The 15,285-nt window shown below is 71.9% G+C and carries 11 protein-coding genes; 4 read left to right on the forward strand and 7 right to left on the reverse strand.

The features are described from left to right. Window positions 1-2,103 (forward strand): phosphate acetyltransferase, encoded by a 2,103-nt coding sequence (gene pta / locus ABD297_RS04420; RefSeq protein WP_344253352.1) that lies wholly within the window; start codon window positions 1-3, stop codon window positions 2,101-2,103. Beyond that, window positions 2,100-3,257, forward strand: a complete 1,158-nt coding sequence (locus ABD297_RS04425) for an acetate/propionate family kinase (RefSeq protein WP_344253354.1) — start codon at window positions 2,100-2,102, stop codon at window positions 3,255-3,257. Before pta ends, ABD297_RS04425 begins: the two co-directional genes overlap by 4 nt. 92 nt (window positions 3,258-3,349) lie before the next feature. On the opposite strand, the gene ABD297_RS04430 is transcribed toward ABD297_RS04425, so the two are convergent. After that, window positions 3,350-4,216 (reverse strand): SDR family oxidoreductase, encoded by an 867-nt coding sequence (locus ABD297_RS04430; RefSeq protein ID WP_344253356.1) that lies wholly within the window; start codon window positions 4,214-4,216, stop codon window positions 3,350-3,352. 313 nt (window positions 4,217-4,529) lie between these two features. Here ABD297_RS04430 and ABD297_RS04435 point away from each other — a divergent pair, with 313 nt between their 5' ends. Further along, the gene (locus ABD297_RS04435) at window positions 4,530-5,771 is read left to right on the forward strand and encodes an AI-2E family transporter (RefSeq protein ID WP_344253357.1); all 1,242 of its coding nucleotides are present in this window, start codon (window positions 4,530-4,532) and stop codon (window positions 5,769-5,771) included. 468 nt (window positions 5,772-6,239) lie between these two features. Here the strand turns inward: ABD297_RS04435 and ABD297_RS04440 are convergent, their stop codons facing one another. The 5 genes from ABD297_RS04440 to ABD297_RS04460 all read right to left on the reverse strand — a co-directional run bounded on the left by ABD297_RS04440 (window position 6,240) and on the right by ABD297_RS04460 (window position 11,775). Continuing rightward, complete coding sequence (locus tag ABD297_RS04440; RefSeq protein ID WP_344253359.1) at window positions 6,240-7,343, reverse strand: hypothetical protein; 1,104 nt, start codon at window positions 7,341-7,343, stop codon at window positions 6,240-6,242. A 70-nt stretch (window positions 7,344-7,413) separates the two neighbouring features. After that, the gene (locus tag ABD297_RS04445; protein WP_344253360.1) at window positions 7,414-8,052 is read right to left on the reverse strand and encodes a GNAT family N-acetyltransferase; all 639 of its coding nucleotides are present in this window, start codon (window positions 8,050-8,052) and stop codon (window positions 7,414-7,416) included. A 63-nt stretch (window positions 8,053-8,115) separates the two neighbouring features. Further along, a complete protein-coding gene (locus ABD297_RS04450; RefSeq protein ID WP_344253362.1) occupies window positions 8,116-8,610 on the reverse strand; it encodes a MogA/MoaB family molybdenum cofactor biosynthesis protein in 495 nt (164 codons plus the stop codon). Next, complete coding sequence (moaC, locus tag ABD297_RS04455; RefSeq protein WP_425581130.1) at window positions 8,603-9,028, reverse strand: cyclic pyranopterin monophosphate synthase MoaC; 426 nt, start codon at window positions 9,026-9,028, stop codon at window positions 8,603-8,605. The genes ABD297_RS04450 and moaC overlap by 8 nt, the downstream gene beginning before the upstream one ends. Before the next feature lie 104 nt (window positions 9,029-9,132). Beyond that, a complete protein-coding gene (locus ABD297_RS04460) occupies window positions 9,133-11,775 on the reverse strand; it encodes a UTP--glucose-1-phosphate uridylyltransferase (protein WP_344253365.1) in 2,643 nt (880 codons plus the stop codon). Between the two features lie 58 nt (window positions 11,776-11,833). On the opposite strand from ABD297_RS04460, the gene ABD297_RS04465 reads away from it, so the two are divergent. Continuing rightward, window positions 11,834-12,448 (forward strand): 5-formyltetrahydrofolate cyclo-ligase, encoded by a 615-nt coding sequence (locus ABD297_RS04465; RefSeq protein ID WP_344253367.1) that lies wholly within the window; start codon window positions 11,834-11,836, stop codon window positions 12,446-12,448. Window positions 12,449-12,521: 73 nt separating this feature from the next. On the opposite strand, the gene ABD297_RS04470 is transcribed toward ABD297_RS04465, so the two are convergent. Further along, window positions 12,522-15,050, reverse strand: coding sequence for a penicillin acylase family protein (locus ABD297_RS04470; RefSeq protein ID WP_344253626.1), 2,529 nt, complete (start codon window positions 15,048-15,050; stop codon window positions 12,522-12,524). Window positions 15,051-15,285 lie beyond the last annotated feature (235 nt).

Raw genomic sequence — 15,285 nt, forward strand, 5'->3', positions numbered from 1 at the left:
GTGAGCCGAAGCGTCTACGTCGCCTCGCCGGAGGGGCTGACGGGCAAGTCAGCCGTGGCCCTCGGCCTGCTCGACGCCCTGCTGCGCGAGGTCGGGTCGGTCGGGGTCTACCGCCCCCTGACGACGTTGGGCGGCACCGGCCCCGACGACGAGGTCGACCACATCGTCGAGATGCTCGTCAGCCAGCCCGGCGTGGACCAGACCTACGACGAGGCCCTCGGGGTCACCTACGCCCAGGCCCACGACGACCCGGACGAGGCGCTGCACCTCATCGTCGAGCGCTTCGGCGCCCTGAGCGCGCGGTTCGAGGTCGTCCTCGTGCTCGGCTCGGACTACACCGACGTCTCGACCGGCACCGAGCTGTCCTTCAACGCGCGCGTCGCCGCCAACCTCGGCTCGGCCGTCGTGCTCGTCGTCCACGGCCGTGACCGCACGCCCGAGCAGATCCGTGTCGCCGCCGACAGCGCCATCGCCGAGCTGCGCGCCAACCACGCCCAGACCGTCGCGGTCGTCGCCAACCGGGTCGAGCCGGACGACCTCGAGGAGGTGCGGGCTTCTCTGGAGTCGCTGCCCTTCCCCGTCACGGCCGCGATGCCGGAGAACGCGCTGCTCTCGGCGCCGAGCTTCCGGGCCCTCGCCGACGCCATCGGGGCGCAGCTCGTGCTCGGCAGCGAGTCGTGGATGGACCGCGACAGCCTCGGGCTCGTCGCGGCGATGAGCCTGCCCAACGTGCTCGCCCGTCTCGGCCCGGACGTCACGGTCATCGCGCCGAGCGACCGCACCGACCTCATCCCGGGGCTGCTGCTCGCCCACCAGTCGGGCACCTTCCCGACGCTCGCCGGGATCATCCTCACCGGCGGCTACCCGATACCCGAGACGATCTCGCGCCTGTCGGCGGGTGTGCAGCAGGACCTGCCCATCGCGCTCACCGACGACGGCACCTTCCGCACGGCCGAGCGCCTCATGCAGGTGCGCGGCCCGATGACGAAGGGCTCGCGCAACAAGATCGAGACGGCCCGCCGCCTCTTCTCCGAGAGCGTCGACCAGGCGGCCCTGCTCGCGGCCGTCGACGTGTCGGCGTCCGAGGTGCGCACGCCGCTGATGTTCGAGTTCCAGCTCATGGAGCGGGCCCGCTCGGACCGCAAGCACATCGTGCTCCCCGAGAGCCAGGACGACCGCATCCTCGAGGCGGCCGACATCCTGCTGCGCCGGGGCGTCGCCGACCTGACGCTGCTCGGCGACGAGACGAAGGTGCGCGCGCGTGGCTCGGCGCTCGGCCTCGACCTCGACGCCGCCGCGGTCGTCTCCCCGACCGACCCGGACCTCGTCGAGCGCTTCGCGCAGGAGTATGCCGTCGTGCGCGGTCACAAGGGCATGACGGTCGAGCGCGCCCGTGAGGTCGTCACGGACATCTCCTACTTCGGCACGATGATGGTCCACCTCGGTCTCGCCGACGGGATGGTCTCCGGCGCCGTCAACACGACGGCGCACACCATCCGGCCGGCGCTCGAGTTCGTCAAGACGGCCGAGGGCGTCAAGACGGTCTCGAGCGTCTTCCTCATGTGCCTGGCGGACCGGGTGCTCGTCTACGGCGACTGCGCCGTCATCCCCGACCCCACCGCAGAGCAGCTCGCCGACATCGCCGTCTCCTCGGCGCAGACCGCCCAGCAGTTCGGCATCGAGCCGCGGGTCGCGATGCTGTCCTACTCGACCGGGTCGAGCGGGTCGGGCGCCGAGGTCGAGAAGGTCCGCGCCGCAACGGCGCTCGTCGCCGAGCGCGCCCCGGAGCTCGCGCTCGCCGGCCCGATCCAGTACGACGCGGCCATCGACCCGACCGTCGGCCGGGCCAAGATGCCGGACTCGGACGTCGCGGGTCACGCGACCGTCTTCGTCTTCCCCGATCTCAACACCGGCAACAACACCTACAAGGCCGTCCAGCGAAGCGCGCACGCCGTCGCGGTGGGGCCGGTGCTCCAGGGCCTGCGCAAGCCGGTCAACGACCTGTCCCGCGGTGCGCTCGTCGACGACATCGTCAACACCGTGGCCATCACCGCCGTTCAGGCGCAGGGCGTCTCGGCCGAGCAGCAGGGAAGCACCCCGTGACGCAGTCCCCCACCGACCGCCCCGTCCTCGTGCTCAACGCCGGGTCGTCGTCGCTCAAGTACCAGCTCGTCGTGCCCGAGTCCGGCGAGGTGCGCGCCTCCGGGATCGTCGAGCGCATCGGCGAGTCCGGCAGCGACGTCGCCGACCACTCCGCGGCCCTGGAGGCCATGCGGGCACAGCTGAAGGACGCCGGCGTCCACCTCGACGAGGTGCCGCTGCGTGCCGTCGGTCACCGGGTCGTCCACGGCGGTCCCGACTTCTCCGAGCCTGTCGTCATCGACGACAGCGTGCTCGACCGCATCACGTCGCTGAGCGCCCTTGCGCCCCTGCACAACCCGGCTGCGGTCATCGGCATCAAGGCGGCCCGGGCGCGCTACGACGTGCCACACGTCGCGGTCTTCGACACGGCCTTCTTCGCCTCCCTGCCCGCCGAGGCGTCGACGTACGCCGTGCCTCGCGACCTCGCCGCGAAGCACTCGATCCGCCGCTACGGCTTCCACGGCACGTCGCACCAGTTCGTGGCCGGGGCGACGGCAGAGCTGCTCGGCCGGCCCGTCGAGGACCTCCGTCAGGTGATCCTCCACCTCGGCAACGGGTGCTCCGCGTCCGCGGTGCGCGGCGGCCGGGCCGTCGAGACGTCGATGGGCCTGACACCACTGCAGGGACTGGTCATGGGCACGCGCTCCGGTGACGTCGACCCCGGACTGCACGCCTACCTCGCCCGCGAGGCGGGGATGTCGCTCGACGAGATCGACACGCTGCTCAACAAGAAGTCCGGAGTCCTCGGGCTCAGCGGCGTCAACGACTTCCGGGAGCTCGTGCAGCGGGTCGAGGGCGGTGACGAGGACGCGCGCCTCGCCTTCGACGTCTTCGTCCACCGGCTCAAGCACTACGTCGGCGCCTACCTCGCGATCCTCGGCGGCGCCGACGTGCTCGTCTTCACGGCCGGCATCGGCCAGCACTCGGCCCCGGTGCGGGCAGCCGTCGCCGACGGTCTCGGTGAGCTGGGCATCGTCGTCGATGCGGCCCTCAACGAGGGCGCCTCGACCGAGGCGCGGGTCATCTCGGCCCAGGGGTCGCGGGTCGTCGTCGCCGTGGTGCCGACCGACGAGGAGCTCGCCATCGCCCGGCAGACCGCCGCCCTCGTCGAGTGAGCACGCGCCCCCACGACGTGACGTCCGACGCCGCTCGCTGAACGCCCACCGCCCCGGTCGAGGTACTCCCGGCCCTCACGCGGGTGGCGCGATCACCTCGACCCGGCCGACTCGAGGTACTCCCGCAAGGACATCGGACGGCGACCCGTCAGTCGCTCCACGTCGTCGCTGACCCCGTCGAGCTCTCCGGCCGCAACGGCGGTGTAGGTCGACACCCAGGCATCCACCTGCCAGTCGGGTGCCCCGTAGACCGCGCGAGACGCATACGCCTCCTCGAGGGTCTCGTCGTGGAAGCGCACCTTTCGCCCGGTGACGTCCGTGATGGTGCGGGCCATCTCCGCGAAGGTCAGCGCCTCCGGCCCGGTCAGGTCGTAGGTCGCCCCGGCATGCGCGGACGGGTCGAGCAGCACGGTCACCGCGACGCGCGCGATGTCCTCGTGCGAGACGACGGCAGCCCGGCCATCACCGGCGGGACCCCGGATGACCCCGTCGTCACCCACCATGTGGTCCATGAACTCGAGGTAGAGGTTGTCGCGCAGGAAGGTCCACGCCATGCCGGACGCGCGGAGGTGCTCCTCGGTGGCGGCGTGGTCGCGGGCGAGGGTGAACGTGGCGTCGGGCGAGGCCCCGAAGAAGGACACGTAGACCACGTGGTCCACGCCGGCGGCCGCCGCTGCGTCGACGAAGGCGCGGTGCTCCGCCAACCGGTCCTCGTTCTCGGCCGCCGACACCATGAAGAGCGTCTCGACACCTTCCAGCGCCGCGCGGGCCGCGTCGACGTCCCGGTAGCTGCACTGCGCGGCAACGGAGCCCGGCAGGTCGGGGGCTCGCGACACGTCACGCACGAGCATCCGCTGCGCCACTCCCCGAGCGGCGAGGTCCCGGGCGACGAGACCGCCGAGCCAGCCGGTCGACCCGGTGACGGCGAGGGACGGGGACCCAGTCTCGGCTGCGCTCATCTCCCGAGCGTACGCACGGCGCAGGTCAGGTGCGACGGACCATGCGTCCGAGGTCGACGCACGTGAAGCCCGCCTTCCTCGTCCAGCACTACGCCGGCGACCGGGCGCGACCAGCGAGCGCGACGACGGACGGGCGCCGGAGGAGGCGCCTTCTCCCAGAACGTCGTCATGCCGAGAGTGTCGTCTCCTGCATCCCGCCCGGGACTTTGATCCACCACGCCGATGCCCGATCGTGACGCCTCGGGCCCGTCGTGCTGGAGACCCCGCGGCGGGTGATCCACCGGAAGGCCCCCACGCGGCATACGGTGTGCTCGTGACCGACAACCACGCCGCCCCCTCCGGCGCGCCCCACGACGCGACCCTGGCCGTCCCCCCTCATGCCCGCGACGACGCACAGCCGCTCTCTGACCGCGCGCCGGGCACGAACCGCGAGACGACCCGCGAGATGACCGGGGTGCAGGCCGCCGCGGTGCCGCAGAGCATCCGCGTGACGAGCGAGTGGGCCTGGCGGCTGCTGCTCATCGGCGCTGCCATCTACCTGCTGTCCATGGCGGTGCGCACCGTCTCGGAGATCATCGTCCCCGTCGCGATCGCCATCCTGCTGACGGCGCTGCTGCGTCCGGTCGCGACCTGGCTGCACAAGGTGATGAAGCCGGGCGCCGCCGCGGGCCTGACCGTTCTCGGCACCATCGTGATCGTCAGCGCCCTCTTCACGCTCGTCGGCACCCAGTTCAGCAGCGGCTTCTCCGACCTGACGAACCAGGTCGCCACGGGTCTCGAACGCATCCGGGACTGGGTGCGCACCTCGTTCCACATCACCGATGCCCAGTTCGACCAGTACTTCAACACCGTTCGGGACAAGGTCAGCCAGTCGGGCAACCTCGGCGACACGGCCGCGTCGGTCGGGCTCACTGCGACCCACTTCATCGCGGGCCTGTTCATCGCACTCTTCTCGCTCTTCTTCTTCCTCTACGAGGGCCCGCGCATCTGGGGCTGGGTCGTGCGGCTCTTCCCGCGCGCCACGCGCGGCCACGTCGACTCCTCCGGGCTCATCGCCTGGCAGCAGCTCTCGGCGTTCGTGCGCGCGACGATGATCGTGGCCTTCGTCGACGCCGTCGGCATCTCGGTCGGCGCCGCGATCCTCAAGGTCCCCTTCGCCTTTGCGATCGGCATCCTCGTCTTCATCCTGGCGTTCATCCCGATCGTGGGTGCGCTGCTCTCCGGCGCCGTCGCGGTCCTGCTCGCCCTCGTCGCTCATGGCCCCGGCGTCGCCCTCATCATGCTCGCGGTCGTCATCGGCGTGCAGCAGCTCGAGTCGCACGTGCTCCAGCCGTTCCTGCTGGGCAAGGCGGTCAGCGTGCACCCGCTCGCGGTCATCCTCGCCATCGCGACCGGCTCGATCATCGCCGGCATCGTCGGGGCCCTGGTGGCAGTGCCGTTCGCAGCCGTTCTCAACGCGGTCGGCAAGCACCTCTTCAGCGACGAGTCCGAGGGTGAGCTCGACCGCGAGCTCGAAGCCTCCGCCGACGAGGGAAGCGCCCCAGCTAACGCCTGAGCCGCCGGAGCCGACCACGCGCCAACTCAGCCAGGGCGAGACTCGCGATCAGGAACCGGAGCCGACCACGCGCGAATTCAGCCAGGGCGGGACTGGCGGCCCGCAACCGCACCAGACCACGCGCGAACTCAGCCAGGGCGGGACTGGCGGCCCGCAACCGCACCAGACCACGCGCGAACTCAGCCAGGGCGAGACTGGCGGCCCGCAACCGCACCACGGGCCGCGCCAACTCAGCCGGGGCGAAGTTCGCGGTCTGGGACCGGACCGGACCGGGCGCGCGAACTCAGCCCGGGCGAAGTTCGCGGTCTGGGACCGGACCAGACCGCGCGCCAACTCAGCCGGGCCGTGACTCGCGATCTGGTAACCGGACCAGACCACCCGCCAACTCAGCCCGGGCGAGACTGGCGAGCCAGACCAGCACCAGGCTGCGCGCGAACTCAGCCGCGGCGAGGCTTGCGGGCTAGGGCGTCACTGGGAGACGGCGCGGCGGGCGAAGAGGGCTCGGTCGTCGAGCTCCTCCGCCTCCTCGGCGAACTCCGGCGTGTCGAAGACGTCCGCCGGGATGCCCGAGTCGGTGTAGCGCGGCTCGGCCTTGGCCTTGAGCGAGTACGTCGGCCGCGGCACCGGCACCGGACTCCAGCTGCCCTCGGCGGCCGGAGCGGCCTCGACGGCGGCGACGGGCACCTCGCCGGTGACCGGGGCCTGGACGTCGAAGACGCCGCCCTCGACGCGCTGGGCGACCTCCGGAGCAACCGGCACGACCGGCGTCTCGGCGACGACCGGAGCCGGAGCGCTGCGGATGACCTGGGTGTCGTCGCTGGAGAGCATCGGCACGGGGTGCACGAACGACCGTGAGCGGCCTCGGCCGCGCGACTCCTGGCGCCCACCGTCGACGACGTCGTCGGCGCTTGACGCCGTGCGGAGCCGGTCGGCCTGCGCCTCGGCCCGCAGCCAGACGAGCACGGCGCCGACGGTCAGGACGGCGAACGGGATCGAGATCCACATCAGCACACCGGTGACCGTGAGCACGATCGAGACCGGCAGCCAGAGGAGCGCAGCGAGCAGGAGCACGGCACGAATCCGACGCTGCGCCAACGACACCCGCGCCGGCGCCGGCGCTTCGGCACGACGTGGCCGGCCCTGGGCTCCGTGGCTCGACTGGCGCGCTGAATCGGGCATGCGGTCCACCTCGGCGGCGTAGGGGGCGATGTCGTGGTCGGTGTGGGGCAGGTTCGAGGCACCCGAGGGGAGGGTGGCGGTGAGGACGCGCTCGTCGCCGCGTCGGGCGACGAGCGGCGAGTGGCGGCGGGAGGTGCCGGCGGGGACGGCTCGCTTGACGTCCACGGTGGGACGGCCGGAGCTCGCGGGCTTGACGGCATACGAGTGGGGCCGCGGCGTGCTCAGCTCGGTGGCCGGCAGGGCAGGGCGCTTCTCGAGCACACGCATGGCCTGGGTGAAGCCGTCGACGGACCGCGTGGCGGCGGCGTCCTCGCGGCGACGGGCCCAGTGCTGCACGAGATAGGCAGCCCAGATCGCCACGATGACGACGAAGATCAGGCTGCTGACGGGCACGTGACCCACGGTAGGACGCGGTTCGGTAACGACCCCGCACATTCGAGGCGTGTCGCGCAAGAGGCTGGTGTTACACCTGTGACAGACGGGTCATGAGGGTCGAACCGGTGAGGTCTTCGGTCGTCACGGCGAAGGACCGGTGGTCACGCCAGGCGCCGTCGATGTGCAGGAACCGCCGGCGGACTCCCTCGTCGCGCAGGCCGAGTCGCTCGACGACCCGCAACGAGGGCACGTTGTCGAGCCGGATGTTGACCTCCACGCGGTGCAGGCCGCCCTCACCGAGGGCGTGGTCGAAGGCCAGCGCGAGCGCGCGCGTCGCGATGCCGCGTCCGGTGACCGCCTCGTCGAGCCAGTAGCCCGCCGCGGCCGACTGCTGGGCGGCGCGCACGATGCCGAAGAGGTGGACCTGGCCGACGATGCGGCCGCCGACCTCGATGCACCACGGCATCGCCCGGTCGGCGCTCGCCTCCGCGTCGAGGTCGCGGACGAACTGGCGGAACGACACCGGGGTGCGCGCGGGCGAGCCCGGCGGGAGAGTCGGTTCCCACGGCTGGACGTATGCCGCGTTGTCACGTCGCACGCGCTGCCAGTCCCGCTCGTCGCCGACCCGCAGCGGACGCAGCACGATGGCCGGCTCGACCGAGGCGTCGCGCAGGACGACGGGCCACCGGGCGCGACCGTCACGGTGCGGCCGCCACGGCATCCTCATGCGGCACCGAGACGGTCAGTCGCATCTGGGGTGGCCGGGAGCGGCGGCAGGGCGGCCCTCACCTCAGTGGTCACTGCCGGGGATCTGGTCGAGGGCATGCCCGAGCACCGGCTCGAGCACGTCGAGCGCATCGCTCACCCCGCCGCGCGAGCCGGGCAGGTTGGCCACGAACGTGCGCCCCGCGAGGCCGACGAGCCCGCGCGAGAGCATGGCGGTCGGCACCCCCTTGGACACCCCCGCCGCACGGATGGCCTCGGCCACGCCGGGGACGAGGCGGTCGAGGAGCGGCGCGGTCTGCTCGGGCGTCGCGTCGGTGGGCGTCAGGCCCGTGCCGCCGGTGGTGAGCACGAGGTCGGGCTCGCTGGCGAGGACCTCGCGCAGGGCCATGCCGTAGTCGTCGCCATCGGCCACGACGACGGGCTCCCCCACCTCGAAGTCCCAGCCGCGCAGGCGCTCGACGATGACGGGTCCCGAACGGTCGGCGTAGACGCCAGCCGCGGCCCGGGTCGAGACCGTGACCACGACGGCGCGGCGGCCGGCGCCCAGTCCCTCACTCATGCCAGTCCCCCGAGCGGCCACCGGACTTGGCGGTGACGCGCACGTCGGTGATCCGGCCGTGCTTGTCGACCGCCTTGACCATGTCGATGAGCGCGAGTGCGGCGACCGACACCGCGGTGAGCGCCTCCATCTCGATGCCGGTGCGGTCGGCGGTGCGCACCGTCGCCGTGATGTCGGCGCCGTCGTCGGCGACCGTGACGTCGACCTCGACGCCGTGCACCGCGATGGGGTGGGCGAGCGGGATGAGCTCGGGTGTGCGCTTGACCGCCTGGATGCCGGCGATCCGCGCCACCGCGAGGGCGTCGCCCTTGGGGACGCGGCCCGACCGCAGCGCGGCCACCGCGTCGGCGCTGAGCAGCACCCTGCCGGCAGCGCTCGCCTCGCGGGCGGTCACGGCCTTGGCCGACACGTCCACCATGTGCGCGCTGCCGTCGGCGCGCACGTGGGTCAGCGCCGGCGCAACCGGCGACGAGGCAGCCGGCGACGAGGCGCCCGACGACGGAGCAGGCTCGTGGTCGGTCATCATGCCTCCTTGTCGAGCAGAAGCACGTCGACGACCTCGCCAGCGACGAGCTCGGTGACGTCCTCGGGCACGACGAAAAGCGCGTTGGCCCGCGACAGGTCGGCGACGAAGTGCGATCCCTGGCCCGCCACCGGGACGGCGACGAGCGTGCCCTCTGCGGAACGTGAGACCACGGCACGGCCGAACTGCCTTCGGCCGCCGAAGGACTCGACGCCCGAGATGAGGGTGGCCGGGCGCAGACGGCGCTTCTCCGGCGTCAGCCGCATGAGCCGGCGCAGCGCCGGCCGGACGAAGATCTCGAACGACACGAAGGACGACACCGGGTTGCCGGGCAGCGCGAAGAGCGGGACCTGCTTGCCGCCGGGACCGTTCAGCAGCCCGAAGCCCTGCGGCTTGCCGGGCTGCATGGCCACCTTGACGAAGTCGATGCCCTTGTCACGCAGGGAGCTCTTGACGATGTCGTAGGCGCCCATGGACACGCCGCCGCTGGTGATGACGACGTCGGCGTGGGTGACGATGTCGTCGAGGGCGGCCAGCAGCTCCGCCTCGGAGTCCCCGACCGCACCCCGCACCTCGGCGGACGCTCCGGCTCCGACGGCCGCCGCCCAGAGCATCGAGGAGTTGGAGTCGTGGATCTGCCCGGGCCCCAGTGGCTTTCCCGGCTCGACGAGCTCGGTGCCGGTGGAGAGCACGACGACGTGCGGGCGGCGGTGCACCTCGACGACGGCGTGACCGCAGGCAGCGAGCAGCGCGATCGTGCGAGAACCGACGACCTCACCCGCGGGCACGATGACCGCGCCGGAGGCGACGTCCTCGCCGCGCGGCCTGACGTAGCGGCCCCGGGGCACCGACGCGCGGCACTCGACCTCTCCCGTCGCAGCCGCGTCGGTGTCCTCGACGGCGATGACCGCGTCGGCGCCGTCGGGCATGGGGGCGCCCGTCATGATCCTGGCCGCCTCGCCCGGTCCCACCGTGAACGAGGGGTCGTCGCCCGCGGCGACCTCACCGACGATGCGCAACCGAACCGACCCGTCCCGGGCGGCCGACAGCGACTCGGAGCGGACGGCATACCCATCCATCGAGGAGTTGTCGAAGCTCGGAAGGTCGACCTTGGAGCGGACGTCACGCGCCACGACGAGCCCGAGGGCCTCGGTGAGCGGCGTCCACTCGGTCGGCGAGGGCTCGAGCGTCGAGAGGATGGCCTTGAGGTGCTCGTCGACCGTGCGCAGGTCGCCGGCCCTGGCGGCGGGCGCGGTTGCGGGCACGGGGAGCTCGCCCAGCACCGCGTCGTCCAGGACCCGGCGGTAGCCGTCGATGAGCACGTCGCCGACGCACCGGACGTTGCGGCCGAAGACGGGGTCGCCGATGACGCGCAGGCTCGTGCAGTCGCGCATCGAGGGCACGCCCTTGGGGAAGCGCTTCTCGAAGCCGGACACGAAGCGGTAGGCCGAGTCGAGGTCGACGTAGGGCTCGGGCCCGTCGACGGCGGCGACGACGTGGTAGCCGTCGTCGAGCGAGAAGAAGTCGGAGCGGATGACGAGCAGGTCGTTCGTCGTCTTGACCGGCCGGAAGCGCGTGCGCGGCACGAGGATGGCCTCGGACCCCTCGAACACCTCGATCGCGGTGCCCATCGCCGACTCCATCTGGATGACCTCGGGCGAGCTCGGGTCGGCGGGGTCGACGTTCTTGCGGTTGACGATGATCGGCAGGCCGAGGACCCCGTGCTTGGCGGTCATCCGCTCGCGCAGGACCTCGAGGTCGATCCACACGTTGTTGGCGTTGAAGGTGTTGTGTCGCTTGATGTCGCGGAAGAAGCGCTCCTCCCCCTCGGCGACCATGGCCGTGTCGCGCAGCACGATGCGGCCGTCCGACTTGCGCACCGCGAGGTGGCCGCCCTTGCGGTCGCTCTTGGTGCGCTGGCACACCTCCGCGACGTAGGGCAGGCCCTGCTCGACCATCCAGGCCGCGACGTCGGGGTCGCAGGTCGCGCCGAGGTTGTCGGAGTTGGAGAGGAACGCGTAGCGGATCCCCTTCTCCAGCAGCGCGTCGAGCACCCCGGAGGTGACGAGCGAGACGTAGATGTCGCCGTGCCCGGGCGGGCACCACTCGAGCTCGGGGTCGTCGGGCCACTTCACCGGCATGAGGTCGTCGGGCCGCAGCTTGGGCTCGGCGTTCTGGATGAAGTCGAGCGGGAGGCCCTCGACCGGCAGGTCGGGGTACTTCGCCAGGATCTTGAGCGACTCCTCCGACGTGCGGAAGGAGTTCATCAGCACGAGCGGCAGCTCGACGTCCCAGCGCTCGCGGAGCGCCAGCACCTGCAGGGCGATGATGTCGAGGAAGGTCAGGCCGTCCTTGACCTCGAGCGCCGACTTTGCCCCCGTCATGCCCATCCCGGTGCCGAGGCCACCGTTGAGCTTGATGACGGCGGTCTTGGACAGCGCCTCCCGGGCCTCCTCGTCGGAGACCCGGACCTCACGGAGCGTCTGGATGTCGCCGAGGGGTTCGATGGAGTCCTCGGGGATGGTGCCCTGCGCGCCCGCCTGCAGCTGTTCGAAGTAGTGCTCGAAGACGCTGATGGCCTCCGGTCCCAGGCCTCGGTGACGCATCAGGTCGACGGAAGCGCGCAAGCCCTGGTCACTCATGGGCATCACCTTACGATGGGGCCATGCGCGCCCGGACCGTCTCGCGAACCCCGACGCGATGACCGCCTCCACCAAGCGTGACCTGCGTCACGCCGCCCGCTCCCGGCGCCGCGAGATCGCGGGTCGCACAGACGCCCTGGCCCGCGAGGCTGCGGGCGCCGCGATCGCCGAGGCGGTCCTGCGGTTCGTGCCGGAGCCGTGCCGCGTCGCCGTCTACGAGTCGCTCCCCGACGAGCCGCCGACCGGCCCGCTCGTCGAGGCGCTCCTCGCCGCCGGTCACGAGGTAGTCGTGCCCGTCGTGCTCGACGACTTCTCGCTCGAGTGGAGGTATGCCGTCCGCGGCACCTCGGGCGACGACGCCACCGTGCGCCGCCCGAGCCACGGAGGGCACACCCCCGACCCGGAGGAGCGTCGGGGCTGGCTCGGCACCGACACCCTCGCGACGTGCGACCTCGTCGTGACCCCGGGCCTGTCGGTCGATTCTCACGGCACGCGGCTGGGGCAGGGCGGCGGCTGCTACGACCGCGCCCTCGTGCACCGTGACCCGTCCGCCCCGGTCATCGCCCTCCTGCACGAGGGCGAGCAGAGCGAGGTCGACCTGCCGGCGGACCCGCACGACGTGCCGGTCGACGGCTACGTGACGACCACCGGCCGCGTCGTGCGGCTGCGCTGACGAGGGCAGCACCCGGCATACGCCCTCGTCGTGATGGCCGTCCGGCCCACCTCAGGGACGTCTAGAGGACGGCTCAGGGGGCGGAGGCAGGCGGCACGAGCGTCAGCTCGTCGTCCGTCGCGTCCCGGACGGCGGTCTGGGTGAACGGCCACGCGAACGTCTCGTTGGCCGCCCACGCATCGACCTGGTCGGAGTAGTGGTCGTCGTAGGCGTGCCCCGACTGGCCCGTCGAGTTGACCCAGCGGGAGGCGTCGAGGTTGCCCAGGTCGACGATCATCCGCATGGACGGGCCGCTCGTCACGTCGTAGCCGGGGGCCGAGGCGTTCCACGAGTACGCGTTGACGATGGCGTTGCCGCCGCCGAGCTCGATGTCGTTGCGGTCGAAGAGGTTCTGGATGATCCCCGGCACGCCGTCCGCGCCCATGACCGGGTGCTTGAGGTCGACCTGGTGCAGGCGTCCCCAGCGCCACGTCGCCGGCACCTTGCCGAGCTCGCGCGCGAGGTCGAGACGCGCCTCGACGAGCGCGCGCTTGAGGATCTCGTCGCGGCCCTCGGTCAGGCCGGGGGTCGTCTTGTCGTCCCACCAGTCGTTCTTCGGGTCCTTCATGAGCTGCTCCATGACGACCATCCAGCGGCTGCCGCCGTCGGGCGCGATGTCCGGGGGCAGCTCGTCGAAGGTGTACTGCAGGAGGTACTTCCACACGGCGTTGTAGTAGGCGGCCGAGGCTGCGTCACGCGACTTGTCGTTGGGCTGGCTGCCGTCCCAGTCACGCAGCAGGCGCTGGGCCTGGGCGGTGAAGTCGTCGACCTGCACCGACAACAGCCGCTCGACGAGGGCCGGCGCGTACGTGTTGCGGGTGTCGCCCTGGATCTGCGACATCGTCTCGCGCGAGACCTTCGGCGTCGCCGCAAGCAGCGTCCGGATGCGCTGGGCGCGGAAGCCGTAGTCCCACTCCGAGGTCAGGAACGGCGTCGGGCTCGCCGTCACCGCTTGGTTGGCCGTGACGATGAAGCCCTCGGCGGGGTCGAAGGAGTTCGGCAGCTGGTTGAACGGGACGTAGCCCTTCCAGTCCCACTGCGAGTCCCAGCCCGGCGACGGCCAGAAGCCGGGAGGCGCCCCCGGCGTCGCGGAGCGGCGGATCGGGATCTGCCCCGGCGCCTGGTAGCCGATGTGACCGGCGGTGTCGGCGTAGACGAGGTTCTGCGACGGCACCGAGAAGAGCGAGGCGGCCTTGCGGAAGTCGGACCAGTTGGTCGCGCGGTTGAGGGCGAAGATCGCGTCGGCCGTCGTGCCCGGGGTCAGGGCAGTCCAGGCGAGCGACACGGCATACCGGTTGGTCTGCGGTGCACCGCGCACGACGCTGCGGTCACCGGCCGCGTCGATCGCCGGGACCACGTCGGAGAGGATCGGGCCGTGCAGGGTCGAGCGCACCGTCAGGGGCACGTCGGCGCCGCCCGCGACCTTGATGGTCTCCTGGCGCGTCTCGAGGGGGATGTTGCGGCCGTCGCGGAGGTACTTCGTGCCCGAGACCTGCTCGAGGTAGAAGTCGGTGACGTCGGGGCCGAGGTTCGTCATGCCCCAGGCGACCTTGTCGTTGTGGCCGATGACGACGCCCGGCAGGCCCGAGAAGGTGAACCCCGACACCCGGAAGGGGCAGGCGGCGCTCAGCGTGCGGCACTGGAGGTTGACCTGGCCCCAGATCCCGGGGATCGCCAGCGACAGGTGCGGGTCGTTGGCGAGCAGCGGCTTGCCCGTGGTCGTGCGCGAGCCGGAGACGACCCACGAGTTCGACCCGATGCCGTCGCCACGACCGAGGCTGACCGGCACGGCATCGACGGAGGCGATGGCCGACTCGACGGCGGACCCGCCCTCGGCGGAGCGCATCGCCTGCAGGGCGGCGGGCGCCGGGCTGGCCGCCTGGTCGCTGCTGGCCGAGGACGGCTGCCAGTCCTGCTCCGAGAGGATCGGCTGGTTCCGGTCGACGGGGTAGGGCGGGTAGAGCAGGTTGATCTGCTTGATGGAGCGCGTCGTGCGGGACATGCGGGCCCGCGCGAGCTCGTCCTTGTAGTCGCCGCGGAGGTCCCACGCCATCGCCTTGAGCCACGCGAGCGAGTCGACCGGCGTCCACGGCTCGACGCGGTAGCCGGGGTTGCGGCGCGCGAGCACGGTGTACTCGAGCGACATCTTCTCGGGCGACTCGGTCTTCTTGATGTAGGCGTTGACGCCGTCGGCGTACGCCTGGAGGTACTGCCGCGTCTCGGGCGCGAGCTTGGGCAGCTCCTGCTCGGCGACGCGCCGCCACCCCATCGTGCGGATCACCTTGTCGCTCTCGAGGCCCGCGCTGCCGACGAGCTCGGAGAGGCGCCCGGCGGTCACGTGCCGGCGCAGGTCCATCTCGAAGAAGCGGTCCTGGGCGCTGACGAAGCCCTGGGCCCGGAAGAGGTCGCTGGCGTTGTCGGCGTAGATCGTCGGGATGCCCTGGGCGTCCCGGTGGACCGAGACCGAGCTCGTGAGGCCCTCGATCGAGAGCTGTCCCGTGGTGTCGGGGAAGGACTGGCGCACGACGCCGATCGCCAGGATGCCGACGGCGACCACCGCCATGACGACGAGGACGGCGACGAGCAGGACGATCCGACGGGCGCGCTTCAACCGTGACACGCGACGAGCCTAGGCCACGGCCGAGAGCCCGGCTCGCAGCCCGGCGGCCGCCCGCCCACATCGTTGCCGAACCGACGACAAACCTCCGACGGCCCCGCCTGCGGACCTCGCCGGCGGCCCATCGGCGGCCCGGTCTGCCGTCCGGCGGGACGTCGCACGGACGTCGCGCGGATGTCGC

The organism is Terrabacter carboxydivorans (assembly GCF_039532035.1).
GTDB classification, from domain to species: domain Bacteria; phylum Actinomycetota; class Actinomycetes; order Actinomycetales; family Dermatophilaceae; genus Terrabacter; species Terrabacter carboxydivorans.

What these genes read in the sequence shown, in the direction of transcription:
- ABD297_RS04430 (WP_344253356.1), bottom strand. Translation starts at nt 4,216, where the DNA reads ATGAGCGCAGCCGAGACTGGGTCCCCGTCCCTCGCCGTCACCGGGTCG.
- ABD297_RS04445 (WP_344253360.1), bottom strand. Translation starts at nt 8,052, where the DNA reads ATGAGGATGCCGTGGCGGCCGCACCGTGACGGTCGCGCCCGGTGGCCC.
- ABD297_RS04450 (WP_344253362.1), bottom strand. Translation starts at nt 8,610, where the DNA reads ATGAGTGAGGGACTGGGCGCCGGCCGCCGCGCCGTCGTGGTCACGGTC.
- moaC (WP_425581130.1), bottom strand. Translation starts at nt 9,028, where the DNA reads ATGGTGGACGTGTCGGCCAAGGCCGTGACCGCCCGCGAGGCGAGCGCT.
- ABD297_RS04460 (WP_344253365.1), bottom strand. Translation starts at nt 11,775, where the DNA reads ATGAGTGACCAGGGCTTGCGCGCTTCCGTCGACCTGATGCGTCACCGA.
- ABD297_RS04465 (WP_344253367.1), top strand. Translation starts at nt 11,834, where the DNA reads ATGACCGCCTCCACCAAGCGTGACCTGCGTCACGCCGCCCGCTCCCGG.
- ABD297_RS04470 (WP_344253626.1), bottom strand. Translation starts at nt 15,050, where the DNA reads ATGGCGGTGGTCGCCGTCGGCATCCTGGCGATCGGCGTCGTGCGCCAG.